The 15667-nt window shown below is 43.4% G+C and carries 12 protein-coding genes; 4 read left to right on the top strand and 8 right to left on the bottom strand.

Going from position 1 to position 15667, the window contains the following annotated elements:
• Positions 1 to 189: 189 nt before the first annotated feature.
• The 6 genes from U2P91_RS15165 to U2P91_RS15140 all read right to left on the bottom strand — a co-directional run bounded on the left by U2P91_RS15165 (position 190) and on the right by U2P91_RS15140 (position 7517).
• Complete coding sequence (locus tag U2P91_RS15165; RefSeq protein WP_204355419.1) at positions 190 to 1410, bottom strand: SHOCT domain-containing protein; 1221 nt, start codon at positions 1408 to 1410, stop codon at positions 190 to 192.
• A gap of 148 nt (positions 1411 to 1558) precedes the next feature.
• Positions 1559 to 3151, bottom strand: a complete 1593-nt coding sequence (locus U2P91_RS15160; protein ID WP_111888986.1) for an FMN-binding glutamate synthase family protein — start codon at positions 3149 to 3151, stop codon at positions 1559 to 1561.
• A 312-nt stretch (positions 3152 to 3463) separates the two neighbouring features.
• Positions 3464 to 4153 carry a DUF4956 domain-containing protein gene (locus U2P91_RS15155; protein ID WP_322519947.1) on the bottom strand — a complete coding sequence of 230 codons (690 nt, stop codon included), beginning with the start codon at positions 4151 to 4153 and terminating at the stop codon, positions 3464 to 3466.
• Between the two features lie 12 nt (positions 4154 to 4165).
• Positions 4166 to 4957 carry a polyphosphate polymerase domain-containing protein gene (locus tag U2P91_RS15150; RefSeq protein ID WP_322519946.1) on the bottom strand — a complete coding sequence of 264 codons (792 nt, stop codon included), beginning with the start codon at positions 4955 to 4957 and terminating at the stop codon, positions 4166 to 4168.
• A gap of 363 nt (positions 4958 to 5320) precedes the next feature.
• Positions 5321 to 6841: a HAMP domain-containing sensor histidine kinase gene (locus U2P91_RS15145; protein ID WP_322519945.1), complete on the bottom strand. Its 1521-nt coding sequence runs from the start codon at positions 6839 to 6841 to the stop codon at positions 5321 to 5323.
• A gap of 4 nt (positions 6842 to 6845) precedes the next feature.
• Positions 6846 to 7517: a response regulator transcription factor gene (locus U2P91_RS15140; protein ID WP_322519944.1), complete on the bottom strand. Its 672-nt coding sequence runs from the start codon at positions 7515 to 7517 to the stop codon at positions 6846 to 6848.
• Between the two features lie 217 nt (positions 7518 to 7734).
• Between U2P91_RS15140 and U2P91_RS15135 the strand changes: the two genes are divergently transcribed.
• A complete protein-coding gene (locus U2P91_RS15135) occupies positions 7735 to 8085 on the top strand; it encodes a rhodanese-like domain-containing protein (RefSeq protein WP_322519943.1) in 351 nt (116 codons plus the stop codon).
• A gap of 18 nt (positions 8086 to 8103) precedes the next feature.
• Entirely contained in the window at positions 8104 to 9663 is a 1560-nt protein-coding gene (locus U2P91_RS15130) for an ASKHA domain-containing protein (RefSeq protein WP_322519942.1), read from the top strand.
• A 69-nt stretch (positions 9664 to 9732) separates the two neighbouring features.
• Here the strand turns inward: U2P91_RS15130 and U2P91_RS15125 are convergent, their stop codons facing one another.
• The gene (locus U2P91_RS15125; RefSeq protein WP_111888993.1) at positions 9733 to 11106 is read right to left on the bottom strand and encodes a TrpB-like pyridoxal phosphate-dependent enzyme; all 1374 of its coding nucleotides are present in this window, start codon (positions 11104 to 11106) and stop codon (positions 9733 to 9735) included.
• A gap of 476 nt (positions 11107 to 11582) precedes the next feature.
• On the opposite strand from U2P91_RS15125, the gene U2P91_RS15120 reads away from it, so the two are divergent.
• The gene (locus U2P91_RS15120; RefSeq protein ID WP_111888994.1) at positions 11583 to 12716 is read left to right on the top strand and encodes a 3D domain-containing protein; all 1134 of its coding nucleotides are present in this window, start codon (positions 11583 to 11585) and stop codon (positions 12714 to 12716) included.
• A 106-nt stretch (positions 12717 to 12822) separates the two neighbouring features.
• Here U2P91_RS15120 and U2P91_RS15115 read toward each other — a convergent pair whose 3' ends face one another.
• Positions 12823 to 14358, bottom strand: a complete 1536-nt coding sequence (locus U2P91_RS15115; protein WP_322519941.1) for a hypothetical protein — start codon at positions 14356 to 14358, stop codon at positions 12823 to 12825.
• Between the two features lie 521 nt (positions 14359 to 14879).
• On the opposite strand from U2P91_RS15115, the gene U2P91_RS15110 reads away from it, so the two are divergent.
• Complete coding sequence (locus U2P91_RS15110) at positions 14880 to 15635, top strand: tRNA1(Val) (adenine(37)-N6)-methyltransferase (protein ID WP_111888996.1); 756 nt, start codon at positions 14880 to 14882, stop codon at positions 15633 to 15635.
• Positions 15636 to 15667 lie beyond the last annotated feature (32 nt).

Genomic DNA, 15667 nt, shown 5'->3' with positions numbered 1-15667 from the left:
CTAAAGTAGTCAATTGAAGAAGGCGATCAATCAAAGAGTACGCTTTTACGATACGAGTCAAGTATGTGTGTAGCATCTAGGTCGATAAAAAACAGAGACTATCCCTACAAGGGATAGTCTCTGTTCAGGCTGTCAAAAAAGATAACCGGCAATTGGTCGGTGCGGTAGTTTATTAACAACCTCCGCTGTTTATAATTTGGCCAGGAGTTGTTCTTTCTTCTGGTTGAATTCTTCCTCACTGATAATGCCCTTTTCTTTTAGAACCGCTAATTTTTCGATCAGCGCAATCGGATCTTCTTGAGCCGGTGGAGTGGCTTGAGGGACAGTTTCAAAGGCTTCAGAAGCGGACGAATCGGGAGCATCCGGGGTAACTTCAGCCGGCTTGTAGGTGTTATAAATCGCTTTAAGCCGCTCGGCTTCGCCAGCATAGAGGATGCTGATGGTTTCGATCGCATCGGCTGTTTTTATTTCAGTATCATTGGGGTTCATCCCCAGGGTGAGTGATAAATCCAGAAAAGAAACCGTGCTCAGTTGGGTGGTCAGAGACAAAATCTGGTCATAAGGAAAACTTTTTTTCGTCTCTAAATCGCGGTCATAGAGCACAATTTTGCGATTCGTACAGGTGATGAACTTTTTGGAAACCAGGCTACCCATCCCCCAGGCAAAATAGACCAGTTTTTCGTCGGGTTCTAGAAAGCTTTTAACAATTTCCAGGGTGGTGGGATCCAGTTTGGAAGCAATGAAAGCATCAACCTGGGCATCATCAATGACAAAATCATTGTTTTTCAGACGCCCGAGATATTCAGTCAAAGTGATGATGTCGATGGATTTGATTTCTTCGGCCGGGGTGGTGATCAGGGTGATGGCGTTAACAAGGAGGCTGCAGTGGGCATCGCCCTTATTAATGGTGATGCAAAAGAGCTTTTCACGGGGAATGGAGCCTATCGCAAAAAATGACGGGTTTTCCGGGAAAAGAATTTTAAAATAAAGATGACTGGTGGTGAGTAGGATTATCTGACCTTTGGAATCTTTGAATTGAAATAAGAACTGTTCCTGCATGGAATAGGTTGGAAAATTTTTTAAGACATTTTTCAAAGCTTTTTCGTCATTGGGGTACATCTCAATTTTGGTTGCAACGGGGCTGTTGGCAGGTAGCAAGAGTTTATCAGAGAAATTTCTGGTAAACATCGTGACCTCATCATCCCCGGCATTGATCAGTGGGCTGGCAGGAGCCTCCACCGGATTAAGCAGCTGCTCGACCAGGGTATCGGTATAGGTTTTGATTCGCTGATCCATTTCAGCTCTTAACCGTTCCTGTTCTTCTTTTTTAAGAGCTAAATCTGCTTGAATTGAATCAATACTTTCCTTGGCCAGATCGGTAACATCTTTAAATAGATCTTTTAGTCCCATGATTGGTCTCCTTTTGATTGATGAATTACTTTTTGATTAATTATTTTCATTTTACCTAAGGATGAGTAAAATAGCAAATTAAAACAGCCGCCTGAATCGATCTTTAAGATTAATTCAGACGGCTGAAAAAATATTTAGTTAAGGAGGACTAGCCTTTTAAAATAGAAAGTGCTTCTTCCCGGCCGCATTCCATCAGGTAAGGAATTCTGGTGACTTTAGCACATTCTTCAGTTAACGACATCAGTTCGTTGCGGGTGATGCTTTCAGTACTAAAACATCGGGCACCGGCCATTAATTGTTGTAAGCCAACCCGGATTTTGTCGGAGTAGCTGTAAATACCAATAGCCCCCAAGGGGATATTTTTAATTTCTTTGGCTCCAACGATGTCTTTGACCGCTTCGTAACAGACAAAAATTTCTTCTGGTGTGGAACCGAATTCGCTAACGGTTTTGGGCAGCTTATTTTCTTTGATCCATTGGTCAATGTTTTTACCAACCATCCCAGGAATCATCAGGGCACGGCCCATACAAACCGCTTTGACATAGGGTGCACCGAGGGCTAAGGCTTTGAAAACCCCGTCTTCACTACTGAATCCGCCGGCAAAGGCCAGGTCAGGAACGCGCTCGCCCTGGGATTCCAGAATCTGGGCAAATTCAACGGCTGCTGAATGCAGGTAAATGGAAGGCATCCCCCATTCTTCCATCATTCGCCAGGGACTCATGCCGGTTCCGCCGGGGGCACCATCAATGGTCAACAGGTCGATCTTAGCTTTTGAACACCATTTCATGGCCATTGCCAGTTCTCTTAAGCCATAGGCACCGGTTTTTAAGGTGATTCGTTTATAACCTAAGGCTCGTAAACGCTCAACTTCAGCCATAAAGCTTTCTTCACTGATAAAACCAAGACGACTGTGACGTTCAAATTCTTTAATGGCACCATCGTTAAAAGCGGCTTGAATAACTGGATCCATCGGGTCCGGGGTGACGATGTAGCCACGTTTTTGCAGTTCCATGGCTCGTTCGATGGTATTAACTTTGATTTCGCCACCGATACATTTAGCACCCTGGCCCCATTTCAGCTCAATGGTTTCAATGTTGTGTTTGTTGATGATGTATTCGGCCACGCCTAAACGAGTATCTTCAACATTCATTTGAATGAGAATTTCGCCCTTGCCGGAGTGATATCGTTTATAGGCTTCAATGCGGCGGTCCATGTCAGGAGCCTCAATAACCATATTGTTTTTGTTAAGAACCAGTCGGGGGTCAATCCCACAGACGTTTTCACCACAAACAATGGTAACACCAGAAATAGCGGCACCAACGGCGAAATGATCCCAGTTTTTGCGGGCGATTTCGGTGGAACCTAAAGCACCTGTAAAAATCGGAACAGCCATGGTCACTTTGCTATCCCAGCCATAGGCGCATTCGGTGCTGACATTTGGAAAACGGGCATTGTCAGGTGTGCCCACTTCGCCGTTAGGTAAACCTTTTGCACCGAGGGCATAACCCTGAATATTTAAATGAGAATAATCGACCGGATAATCCTTGTCACCACCGGCGGTTACATCACCGAAGGGACCTGGATAAATCAGTTCCCGGCCTCTGAAAGTGGCTTTGAAAACTTCACAATTACCCCGACATCCATCCACACAGCGTGAACAGATTCCAGAACAGGGTACAACACTTTTGGAACGGTTGAAAGTTTCGGTGGCATCGTTGCCATTGGGTCTTTGAAGATTCATTAATTTTCCCCCTTGAAAATTTTGGTTTTGTAAAACATGTAAATTTCTGTTGATAATTTGCACCTTTGAAAATTATCAATTTATCCTTATTCAGGACAAAAAACTTACTTTATCATTATAAATCAAATAAGAATATTGTCAATAGAACCCCAATCTGAGCAAAGCAAAACGGATACAGTGACTTGATTTGATCGTGTTGTTGTAGTAACGACAAAGATAAAAAAAAACAACCATTGCGCTATAAGTGTACTAATATGGCGTACATTTATAGCACAATGGTACGTGTAAATAGCCCCATTTCGTGATAAAAAATTAAATATAAACTTTTTCATCAATGACTTCTGTATTAAGAACAATGCTTAAATTGCCGTTTCGACATCGTAATTTGTCAATGAATTCTTTTTGATCGGTATTATTTTTCAACGTAATGGTGTAGTTAATTTCAAAAAGAGAGCCAAAATCACTGGTTTTAACCCGCTGAATTTTGTGACTGCTCGTATAGTGCTTTAGAATATCATCAAAACAGTTCTGAAAATCAATATCTTCGGGGATCGTGATTTTTAACTGCATATTTTTAACCTTGGGTTTGCCATAGTTTGAGATGCTTAAGATTACCATCACCGTGCAGAGGATAATCGCAAAGATAGCCCCATATAAAATGTAACCCATACCGCAGGCAAGACCTACCGCCAGGGTAAAGAACACATAAGAGATATCAATGGGATCTCCCGGGGCACTTCGGAAACGGATCAAGCTGAAAGCGCCAGCCAGACTGAAGGCCCGGGCAACGTTATTGCCGACTAATAAAATGATGATAGAAATAATTGCCGGCAGCATAATCAATGTGACCACAAAGCCTGGGGAATAGCCGTCTTTGCCTCGGGTTCGGACATAGACGAAGCTGATAAACAAACCCATCGCCAGAGCGGCGAAAATGACGCTTAAGGTGCTCTCAATCGTTAGGGTTTCGGTCAGGGTGGTGGAAAAAAGTGATTCAATCATGAGTGGTCTCCTTTAGTTATTAACACAGGGTGTCAATTTGCTATTGATCTGATCATTAGTGTAAATGGGAAGGTTAATCAACTTGCCAATACTTTGCTGGCGGTAATCCTTATAAGCTTTTCCGTATTTGGAAAAACTGCTGCTGTAAATTGCTAATTCGGTTAAGGCGTGAGTCAGCCAGAGAGGAATGGCTCCCAGAATTTTTATCTCCATCAGATAGTGATCGGCTGGGATAAGAGAATGTCCGAAATCTCCTTTTTCGAGGGACAGACTATGCTGTCGACTTTTCAGGTTGTAGTCAAAGGTCACTCGGAGCTCAGGGTCGTTTTTTCCGACAAAAGCAATCCGTTGATAGCCGATGTAGGTCTTGGGCGTGACCAGATGATTTTTTAAGAAAAACTCAATCTCTTCCAGGACCAGCCGATTTATGGTATTAAGTTCTTTGGGGTATTCCAGCTTTGAAACAAAACGGGATGCTTCATTAAGACGAAGGATCGCCCGCCGTTTATTGACAACACCGCCGATTTTCTTTTTGAGTTCCAGGAAAACCTGATCATCGGGAGAGGTGGGGATCGTATAGCTTCGCAAACGAAGCTTTTCCTTGTAATAGGGTTTGGCAAGGGAATGGCGGATAATGTCGTAATTTTCGGTGTCATAATAGATATTGTAAATGGAATAGCCGTCATTTTTTTTTGTATAGTCATCGGGTTTCATCTGGGTTAAAAGCAAAGGCATCAGTTGTTTGAGTTGGCTAGCACTTAACTGATATTTATTTTCAAAGCGTTTAAAAGTTTTTGTGATCATGATAGTACCTCCATAAAGTTTTCTTCATATCGTTGCTTTTCTAAAGTATACTCGACCCGTTTGTTAAGCGTTTGTTAATTTTGTGTTTTTTTTGTGAACGTTCTGAAAATAAAAAAGATGCACCCAAGGTGCATCTTTGAGGCAGTCAATAAACTACCGACCAATTGTTAATCTGTTGTTTTTCGCCATGCGAAAATCGCTACGCTACTTTCGCATTGGTCGCGGGTAGCCGCCAACTATAAACAAGCTTATGATTGGCTCGTTGCCTGCGCCCAGAATCAGACAGGCTCTGCCATATCCGCTCCGATACGTACAACATGCGAACAATTGTCGGTACTGGGCTATCTTTCTTATTGTGCAGTACTAAATTTTTAGCGTAAACCAGAAAATCGAGCCTTCATTAAGCTTTGAGGTGACACCGTAATCTCCGTGGTGGATATCGAGGATGGATTTGACGATGGATAGACCCAGACCAGTGCCGGTGACTGCCCGTTTGTGGGTTTTATCGACCTTATAATAGCGATCCCAAATATAGGGGAGATCTTCAGCGGCGATTCCTTCGCCGGAATCAGCCACTTCGATCTTAACCCAGTTGGTCAGATCGTCGGCCGGATTTTGGAAGATCGTCTGGGTGACGGTGATTTTTTTATCGTCTCCGGTATAATTGATAGCATTGGTTAACAGGTTGTAAAACGCCTGAGAAATTCGGGTTTCATCCGCCGTCAGGGTAACCTCCCGGTCAGCGATAAAATCAATCTGGTAGCCATCGAGTTCCATCATTTTATTCATTCGGTTAATGGAGTTGCTCAAGCTGACGGTCACGTTATAGGGCTGAAGATGGACATTGATGTTGCCAGTTTGCAGCTTGGAAATGTCCATGACATCATTAACCAGGGTGGTTAACCGTTTGGTTTCATCCACAATAATCTGGGCATTTTCGGAATTGTTTTCATCCGGTAAATCCCGCATTGCTTCAGCATAGCCGCTGATTAAGGTTAGAGGGGTGCGCAAATCGTGGGAGATATTGGCAATTAGTTCCTGACGTAGTAGCTCAACCTTTGAAAGCTCTTTGGCGGTAAAGTTCAAGGTGTCTGAGAGCTCGGCAATTTCTTTGTAGCCTGTTCCCTTAAACTGGGTTGAATAGTCACCGGTGGCCAGCATTTTAGCACTTTCGTTGATGGCTTCAATAGGTCGGGAGATCCATTTGGCAATGATAAAAGCCAGGATTACCGAAAACAGAATCATAAAGGCTGTAATATAATAAAGTTGCACCCGTAGGGTATTAACCGTCGCATTCACCGGCGAAATCAGTGAGTTGAGTACCAAAATTAATTCGTTATTGTTCGCATCGATGATGGTTTTAGAGTAAATAAGGGTATCCTTTTCTTTTTCCTCCGCTGGCGGTTTATCCTGAATTTGAGTGTTTTCAGGTTGAACAGAATCAGGCTCTGTTTCTCTGGCGTAGCCATCATGATTATAATACTGAAACAATTCGCCGTCATTGTTGGTCACTTCGGAATGAAGCGCTTTTTCATCAAAGGTTGGCTTACTGTGAATGATGCATCCCTTGACAACATGGGAAGAGTAGATGGTATCTCCGGAACTTGACAAAACCTTGATGCAAATATCATTATTTTCAGAAACGGTGGAAATGATGGTGGCAATATTTTCGTCATTAATACTCTTTTCAATGGTGTTGGCAGTGGCTTTGATTTCATTGATTTTGATGCTTTTATAAAAACTGTTCAGAAAAACGACCTGAAAAAGCCAGAGCAGTATCAGTAACACCCCGCAAAAGCCAAGCAGAAATAGAAAAATTTTCCATTTGATACTGATCTGTCGGGATTTATTTTTTGGGGGGAAAAATGACTTGCTTTTTTTCAATGGTTTAACCTTCAAACCGATAGCCCACGCCCCGCAGGGTAGTGATCAGTCGGGCATATTCTCCAAGACTTTTGCGGAGTAATTTAATATGGGTATCCAGGGTTCGGTCATCCCCGTAGAAATCATAGCCCCAAACTTCAGTAATCAGTTTTTCTCGGGTCAAAGCGATGTTTTTGTTACGGATCAGATAAAAAATAAGGTCAAATTCTTTTGGCGACATATCGATGCTTTCGTTATCGATAAGGATTCTTCTGGCGGTAAAGTCAGCGGTCAGGCCATCCTTCACAAAGATATCATGTTCCAAAGACTGATCCCGGGCGGCCCGCTTCATGATGGCATCGATGCGCATCATCAGTTCTTTGGGCGAAAAGGGTTTTACAACATAATCGTCGATGCCCAGTTCAAAGCCATGAATCTTGTCATATTCTTCACCTCGGGCAGAAAGCATCAAGACCGGAATGTTTTGGGTTTTTCTAATTTCTTTGACGGCAGAAAAACCATCCAGTTCCGGCATCATAATATCCATAATAATAATATCAAAGGTTTCGTTGCGGCAGCGTTCAACGGCTTCCATCCCGTTTGAGGCTTCAACCACCGTATGACCTTCAAAAATTGCGTATTTTTTAATCAATGCTCGGATTTTTTCTTCATCATCCGTTATTAATAGTTTATACATCCACGTCACCTCTTTTTCTCATTATAATATAAACAGGATAATATTGCTAAGTGTTTATTGCGTGAACAAGTTCTGATTTATGGCTGAAAAATCTTTAGAAAGCTGATGATTTATGTGACATCATCACAGAAAAAAAACGGCAAAGGCGATAAGATAATAACATAATAAAGAAGTACTAAAATTTACACCAATAAATTATATAAAGGAAGGTTTTATTATGTTAAACTTATTATCAAGAAAATCAGAGTCAAAAAATTCAGTAAAAAGAATATCTCCGGCTGAGGCCAAAAAACGATTGGATGCCAATGAACCAATCGTGCTTCTCGATGTGAGAGAAAAAAATGAATATGCCGGCCAACATATTCCGAATAGTATTAATCTACCATTAGGCCAGATTCAGACGGTGGATAAAATCGTTCCGGATAAAAATGCTACGATCTTTGTTTACTGTTTGAGTGGCGGCAGATCACAAAGTGCTGCGAGTCAGATGGCCAAAATGGGATATCAGAACATTTATAATCTTGGTGGCATCGGCGGTTGGAAATATGGAACCGTTAGCAGTCATTAATTAAAACTTGAGGTGGGTATGGGAGATCAAGAAATTCAGGCGTTATCCAGAAAAATATTTTTAACCATTTCACCACCCGGAAATGGGGATATTATCGGTGATCAGGAACGCATTCTTAACGCATTGACTCCAGATTTTGGAGCGGTGCGTTTTTCTCGACGCCTACTAAAAAAAATATACCCCTTGTGTCGGGAAGCCAATTGGGAGATTACGCTGACGCTGGTAAAAAGCGGCGCAACCTGGGAGCTGGTGGAACTGGAACGAGGGGATTGGCGGCATCGCCATTTGGGGTTGGCCGTCGATTTGGGCAGTACCTCCGTGGCAATGAGGATGGTGGATTTAAATACCGGTAAGGTCCTGGGTGAAGAAAGTATCCTAAATCATCAGATTGCGTATGGTGATGACATTCTCAGTCGTATCTTTTATGCCAAAAATAAACCGGCTCATCTTCTGGCTGTGCAGGAAGCAACGATTGGTACCTTTAATGCCCTGATGAATCGATTGGAAGAAGCGACTGGAATCAATGCTCAGAAATCCTGTATCATGGTTGTTTCTGGCAATACCACGATGATCCATTTTTTATTGGGTATTGATCCCTGGCCCATTTTCGAGTATCCTTTTGCGCCGGTATTTAACCATACCGGTTATCTTGACGCCTGGGATCTGGGGCTTAATACCAGTGGCTATCTTTATTGTATGCCCTCGGTTGCGAACTATTTAGGCGGCGATACCATCAGCGGTTTGCTGCTGGCCGGTCTTCACGAAAAAGATGAATTGGGATTATTTATCGATATTGGTACCAACGGTGAAATGGTCTTAGGAAATAAGAACTTTCTGGTGGCCGGAGCCGGAGCAGCCGGACCGGCATTAGAAGGCGGTATCAGTAAAAACGGCATGAAGGCCACCGTTGGGGCTGTGGATTCGGTTATTATTGTCGAAAATGAGCTCAGGTTGACAACCATCGGCGGTCATCGGCCCCTGGGTATTTGTGGGTCGGGGATTGTTGATCTGATTGCCCAGATGCTGTTAAGCGGCTGGATTGATTTCTCAGGCCGCTTTAATCCCGAGAAATCCCGCCGGATTGTTAAACGCGATGAAGAATATGGGGTTCTATATGCCACCCGGGATGAGTCCGGCAGTGGTGAAGAACTGCTTTTTACGCAAAAGGATATGAGCCAATTTATCGATACGAAAGCTGCCGCCAGCACCATGGTTGCCTATCTGCTGGAACGGTTGGGTGTTGAGGCCATGGATGTTGATCGGCTGTATGTTTCTGGGGCTTTTGGGACTTACATTAATCTGGAGTCAGCGATCACCATCGGTCTTTATCCGGATTTACCCCGAGAACGTTTTGTTTCGTTGGGAAATAGTTCCTTAAATGGGGCTTATTCCCTGTTAACCAACGGTGATAAAATGGAAACGGTCACGATGCTTCAGGAACGGATCGAGTATCTGGAGTTTGGAGCGGCCACCGATTTTATTTCCCGGATGTATGCCGCCCGGTTTTTGCCCCATACGGATTTTGATCTCTATCCCACCGTTAAGGCAGCACTAAAAAAACAGGGACGCTTGCGATAGCTGTCAAAAAAACAGGCCGCCAGACAATGGATGTCATCCATTGTCTGGCGGCCTTTATTCTGTGAGTCGTTATTTTTGTTCGACTTGGGGCAGACTGTCAAAACCGATTTGAAGATCTTCATCAGTGGGAATATAGTCGGTCATGTTGCCAGCGTTGTAGTTCATATAGGCAGTCATATCAAAGTAGCCGGTGCCGGTTAAGCCAAAGACGATGACTTTCTTTTCGCCGGATGCCTTGCAGGCTACTGCTTCATCAATAGCGGCTTTAATGGCATGAGCAGATTCGGGGGCAGGCAGGATGCCTTCGATTCGGGCAAACTGGGTGGCCGCTTCAAAAACTTCATTCTGGGTATAAGATTTAGCGCGGATATAGCCGTCATGGTAAAGCTTGGAAATAATTGGGCTCATCCCGTGGTAGCGTAATCCGCCGGCGTGGTTGGGTGAAGGCATGAAGCCGCTGCCCAGGGTGTACATCCGAATGAGTGGAGTGGTTTTCCCGGTGTCGCCAAAGTCCAGGGCATAACGTCCCCGGGTTAACGATGGGCAGGATGCTGGCTCAATAGCAACAAAGTCGATGTCATTCTTGCCTTCAATTTTGTCGGCCATAAACGGCGCAATCAGACCCAGTAAATTGGACCCGCCTCCGGCACAGCCAATGATGATATCCGGTTTGATGTCATATTTGTCACAGGCAATCTGGGTTTCTAACCCAATGATAGATTGATGCAGACCGACATGGTTTAAAACGCTGCCCAGAACATATTTGCAACTGTCGGTGGTGACGGCCACCTCAATGGCTTCGCTGATGGCACAACCTAGCGAGCCGTTGGTGTCTGGGGTTTCAGCTAGAATTTTTCGTCCGGCGTTGGTGGTGTTGGAAGGGGAGGCAATCACCTTGGCGCCATAGGTTTCCATGACTGCCCGGCGATGGGGTTTTTGCTCCGCTGAAACCTTAACCATATAAACGGATAAGTCCAGATTAAAGTAGGCACAGGCCATTGACAGAGCAGTGCCCCATTGTCCGGCACCGGTTTCGGTGGTTAATGCGGCTAAGCCCTGTTTTTTGGCGTAATAGGCCTGGGCAGCAGCAGAGTTTAACTTATGGGAACCGGAGGTGTTGGTTCCTTCATATTTATAATAGATCTCTGCCGGAGTATCCAGCTCTTTTTCCAGACAATAGGCCCGGACCAGGGGCGAGGGTCGGTACATTTTATAGAAATCACGGATTTCTTCGGGAATTTCAATGTACTGCTCGGTAGTATTAAGTTCCTGATCCACCAGTTCTTCGCAGAACACAGGCAGCAGTTCCTCTTTGGTGCAGTATTCACCGGTGCCGGGATTTACAAAAGGCTCAGGCAGCTCCTTCATTTTGGCCCGGAGATTGAACCAGTATTTCGGCATCTCATCTTCACTTAAATAAATCTTATAGGGTATCTTTTTCATGGCATTTCCTTTCTTTCTGTTGTTAAATCATTACAGACTAGACGTCTGTAAATACAAAAAACTCGTCCTCTACTAAACGTAAAGGACGAGTATAACGACTCGTGGTGCCACCTTTTTTCACAGGATCAGACCTGTCTCTGCAGAATACCAACATATTCCTCAACACTTACGTAGTTGTCACGTCATGGAATACTCGGCCGAAGCCTTTGACCATGCCCTCAGCGGTCCATTTGATGGATTGCGTTCTGCAAGGCTCTCAGCCTACCTCGCTCTCTGTTAGTGCATCTTCCACCGTTATCTCCGCATCAATGGTTTGTTTTTATTTAATTAGCTATATTCTAAATGAAAAATTAAGAAAAGTCAATTAGTAAATTCTAATCTTGACAATTATCCGGAAATGAAGTACAATCGAATTGTAAAGAAATTGTAACGAAACGGAGTTTCGATCTGAGGATTGAAATCGAAATGGAGGTTTTATGATAGAAAAAAAGAATCAGAGTTCGAATAAAAGAAAAAAGTCGATTCTTAAGATCGGGATGGCCAGTGTGATCATCACCTGTGTGGTAGGAACGGCCAGTTCTTTTGTTTTTGCTAAGGAGATCAAAGTAACCGTTGATGATAACGAGAGAATGCTCAGCGGTGGCATATTTCAAAATGTTGGCGATGTGCTTGAAGACAACGGGATAAAACTGGGTGATCAATATTCTGTCAATGTGAATACCAAATCGGTACTGTTTACGGTTGATAATATCGAAGTGAAAAGCAAAGCCAGTGGTGAGCTGGCTTTTGACGGGAAAACCATTATTTATCAGACAGAAGCAAAAACAGTGGGTGATTTACTCAAAGAGTATCAGATCGAACTAGAAGATCTTGACCGGGTTGAACCTGGCAAATCGACGCGCTTAGAAGATGCAAAGAAAATTAAGGTGATCCGGGTTCAGGTTGAAGAATTGCCAAGCCGACAGGTTGTCACCTATACCACCCAGAATAAAGATAATCCGGAAATGGAAGTTGGTAAAAGCAAAACTGTTCAGGTTGGGGTTGATGGCGAATCCAGTCAGGTTGAACGGGTGCTTTATGAAAATGGTGTGGAAGTTAAACGAGAAATTATTTTTGATGAAATTGTAACCGCACCGACACCTGAAATTGTGGAAGTGGGAACAAAAGCAGTGGTTGAAACTCCAGCAGCGGTGGCAGAAACTCCGGCAGTGGTAAAACCCCCGGCAGTGGTCGAGACTCCCGTGGTTGAAACACCAGTAGTAAAAGAGCCGGTTCCAGCTCCGGTAATTGAAACACCGGCGCCCACACAAACAACAGCGACCAATACGATTCCGGAAGGGGCCGTAAAAATGACCATTCAGTGTACAGCTTATACGGCAACGGGAAATGCAACCGCATTGGGTGTGATGCCAAAAGCCAATCACACCGTAGCAGCCTGGAGTGGTTTGCCCTTCGGCACTAAGATTTATATTCCGGCCATGGGTACCACCTATACGGTTGAAGACCGGGGCGGTGCAGTAACTCAGGGAATCGTCGATATTTATATGGATTCCTACGATGCCTGTATTCAATTTGGACGACAGAATCTGGAAGCGTATATTATTTATTAAATTGAATAAAAAGCAGGATGTGCGTCGCACATCCTGCTTTTTACAGAAAAAACGATTATAAAAAGATTGAAATAAAAAAGCAGAAACCGATCGCGCGGTTTCTGCTTTATTTTTTTAGATGTCTTAAAACGATGGCCCGATAGTCGAAGGGATTGGTGATATCCCGGGTGTAGGGAATCGCAGCAATGTTTAGTTTTACATCCGCTTCTATGGCTTCATATTCTGATATCAGCGCATTGAAGGCATCGGTAATCTCCTGATTAATCAGCAACTGATTTTTTACGGAAGTATTTTCCATCAGAATACTGAAGACACTGCCATCAAGAATATAAATCAGATGATTACTGTAGCAGTAGTTCTTGATAATCTTTAAGGTTTTATAAAGAATCTCATCCCAAAGCCTTGCTCCGTTCATGGTTTTGAGTTCGTCCAGATGGCAAACCGTAATCATTTCCAGGGTAAGAATCGTTTCGCCTCGGGAAGCCCGATCCATGGCGTATTTGAGATCCTTGTAGTAGGCTTTCTCAATGGTTAATCCGGGACTTTCTTCCAGATTGTCATAGGAAGCAATTTGTTGTTCCAGATTTTTTTTGAAATGGAAAAGCTCCCGGACCTTTTTGATTAATAATGCCGAGCTCCATAAAATCATCGGGATCACAACCAGCCAGCCGATCTGATACAAGTTAAAGGGAACGCCCAGGTAGAAAACAGAAATGAGGGTTAAAACCACATAACTGCAGAGTAGCAGGATCATAAAAAAGATACTCGCACCATAGGGCATAGCAATGGTAAAAATCAGACAGGTAAATAAAATAAATACCACCGAGTAATCAATAAAGTTAAAGTCCGAGGCGGTAAAAATCAGGAAAGCCCCAAAAACCATTAATCCCATAAAGAAAAAAACAAGCGGCGGAACCATATTGGTTAAGCTGGGCTTTTGGATGGGGTTGTGGTTTGCTTTTTTGGGTGGTGTTTTTTCCAGATCTGGCGGTTTCGTAGTCAGAACGGGTTTTTCTACCTGGCGTGGCGGTGTTTTTTTCAGTTCGGGGGGAGGAGCGGTGTTTATTGGATTTGGGACAACTTCCGCTAACGGCTTTGTTTCAGAAAAGCTGGAATTGGAAAAATTGTCACCTGTGCCTGGCATGGCTTTATTGGCGATCTCAGATGCCGTTGCCATTTTGGGGATGGCTGAGGTCCGCTCCGCTTCAGAAGCGTAAGGCGTGGTCCGTCCTAATATTTTAGATAGGGTAGGCAGTTCCTCATCATCCTCAATTTCATCGTTGGGGGTGGAAAAGCCAACCTTGTCACTAAGTGGTGATGTTTTTTTACTGAGAAGATCGCCATTAAAGGCAAGCTGGTTTGTCCGGGTTTCGAAAGGACGGGAATTGAGGACGGCCTGATCGAGCGCATCATCATCCGAAATATCCACCCCAGAAAGAAAATGTTCATTGGGGTGGTAGGGATCATGAATAGTTGTTTCAACAGCCTCAGGATTCATTTCTCGCGAAATAAAGCCGTCTTCTAGGAGTGAAGTAAGCTTTGCATCTATTCGTATTTCACAGTCCTGGATGGTCGCATCCAGAAGCTGTTTTTTTTCGAGAATAATATCCAATTTACTCGGCTGGATTTTGTCATTATTCATATATATCCATCGCTTTCGCAAATAATTTCGTTGCAATAATTTTTGGTCATTGACTTTATCATCATAATCATGGATGATAAAGGAGCTTTTAGAGGCGGGTCAACCGACAGTGAATTAGAAACGGTCCTCTACAACTACACATTATAGCAAAGATTTGGCATAGATTAAAGGAAAAATCGAAAAAAGGCCGTAAATTCAGATAAATATTTTTATCAACAGCTAGAAAGACCGGTTTTTTTAAGTAAAAAAAGTTTAAGTCGCCTGTTTAAAGGGTTCTTAAGAACCGGCTGATTTGTTTCAACTTTTAGCTGTGTATATGTGGATAAGTTATTAAAAAACTATCAACAGGCCGATTGTAAAAAGGCAGATCAGAAAATCCCATGATTAGGGATGTTTTGAGCATAATTGGCGTTGTTTACAAAAGTTATCCACAAATAGTGGATAGAATCGACGAATTTGTGGATAAACCTGTTGACAAACCTGGAAAATATAAAAAGCGTGTGGAATAGGAGGAGTTAATTGTGGATAACTTTATAAAAAAAGGGGAAAGAATCGAGGATTTAGGGCTTAATAATTTGAAGATTATTCAAAATCCGGATTATTTCTGTTTTGGTATGGACGCAGTGTTGCTATCCTGGTTTGTTTCCCGGTTAACAAAGGGATCTCCCCACATCATCGATCTGGGAACCGGAACAGGGATTATTCCATTATTACTTTATGGCAAAACAAAGGCAGCCTCACTCACTGGGCTGGAGATTCAAAAACCGCTCGTGGAAATGGCCAGGCGGAGTATGGCGCTCAATGGTTTGTCAGCCCAGATCCGGATCATTGCCGGGGATATTAAAAACCCTGGTAGTGAAATTCTGCCAAACACGTATGATGTGGTGGTTAGTAATCCGCCCTACATGCGGGCCCAGGCGGGGCTGAAAAATAATTGTGAAACCAAGACAATTTCCCGACATGAAATTTTGTGTAGTATTGAAGACATTCTCATTTTCAGCAAACGGATGCTAAAGGATCGGGGACGCCTGTTTCTGGTTCATCGACCGGAACGGCTGGGGGATATCATTTCTTTGATGCGCCTTTATAAAATCGAGGTCAAACAGCTGCAATTTATTTACCCATCCTTAAAAAAAGAGGCCAATCTGGTTTTGATTGAGGGGCGAAAAAGCGGTCAACCGGGGTTGAAAACGGATGCTCCTCTGATTGTATACCAAGAAGACGGGGAATATACTCAGGAAATTTATGATATCTATGGGATGACCAAGCCGCAATAAAAAAATGAAATGAGAAAAAACCGATCTCGGCG

The sequence above is a fragment of the Acetobacterium sp. K1/6 genome, assembly GCF_034438075.1.
GTDB classification, from domain to species: Bacteria; Bacillota; Clostridia; order Eubacteriales; family Eubacteriaceae; genus Acetobacterium; species Acetobacterium carbinolicum.
The sequence above is the reverse complement of the archived record's forward strand: the minus strand, read 5'-3'. Positions and strand labels throughout refer to the sequence as shown.

Bases quoted from the DNA above. Each gene is read 5' to 3' on its own strand.
- U2P91_RS15165 (WP_204355419.1), bottom strand. From the start codon at position 1,410: ATGGGACTAAAAGATCTATTTAAAGATGTTACCGATCTGGCCAAGGAA.
- U2P91_RS15120 (WP_111888994.1), top strand. From the start codon at position 11,583: ATGATAGAAAAAAAGAATCAGAGTTCGAATAAAAGAAAAAAGTCGATT.
- U2P91_RS15130 (WP_322519942.1), top strand. From the start codon at position 8,104: ATGGGAGATCAAGAAATTCAGGCGTTATCCAGAAAAATATTTTTAACC.
- U2P91_RS15135 (WP_322519943.1), top strand. From the start codon at position 7,735: ATGTTAAACTTATTATCAAGAAAATCAGAGTCAAAAAATTCAGTAAAA.
- U2P91_RS15115 (WP_322519941.1), bottom strand. From the start codon at position 14,358: ATGAATAATGACAAAATCCAGCCGAGTAAATTGGATATTATTCTCGAA.
- U2P91_RS15150 (WP_322519946.1), bottom strand. From the start codon at position 4,957: ATGATCACAAAAACTTTTAAACGCTTTGAAAATAAATATCAGTTAAGT.
- U2P91_RS15140 (WP_322519944.1), bottom strand. From the start codon at position 7,517: ATGTATAAACTATTAATAACGGATGATGAAGAAAAAATCCGAGCATTG.
- U2P91_RS15125 (WP_111888993.1), bottom strand. From the start codon at position 11,106: ATGAAAAAGATACCCTATAAGATTTATTTAAGTGAAGATGAGATGCCG.
- U2P91_RS15155 (WP_322519947.1), bottom strand. From the start codon at position 4,153: ATGATTGAATCACTTTTTTCCACCACCCTGACCGAAACCCTAACGATT.
- U2P91_RS15160 (WP_111888986.1), bottom strand. From the start codon at position 3,151: ATGAATCTTCAAAGACCCAATGGCAACGATGCCACCGAAACTTTCAAC.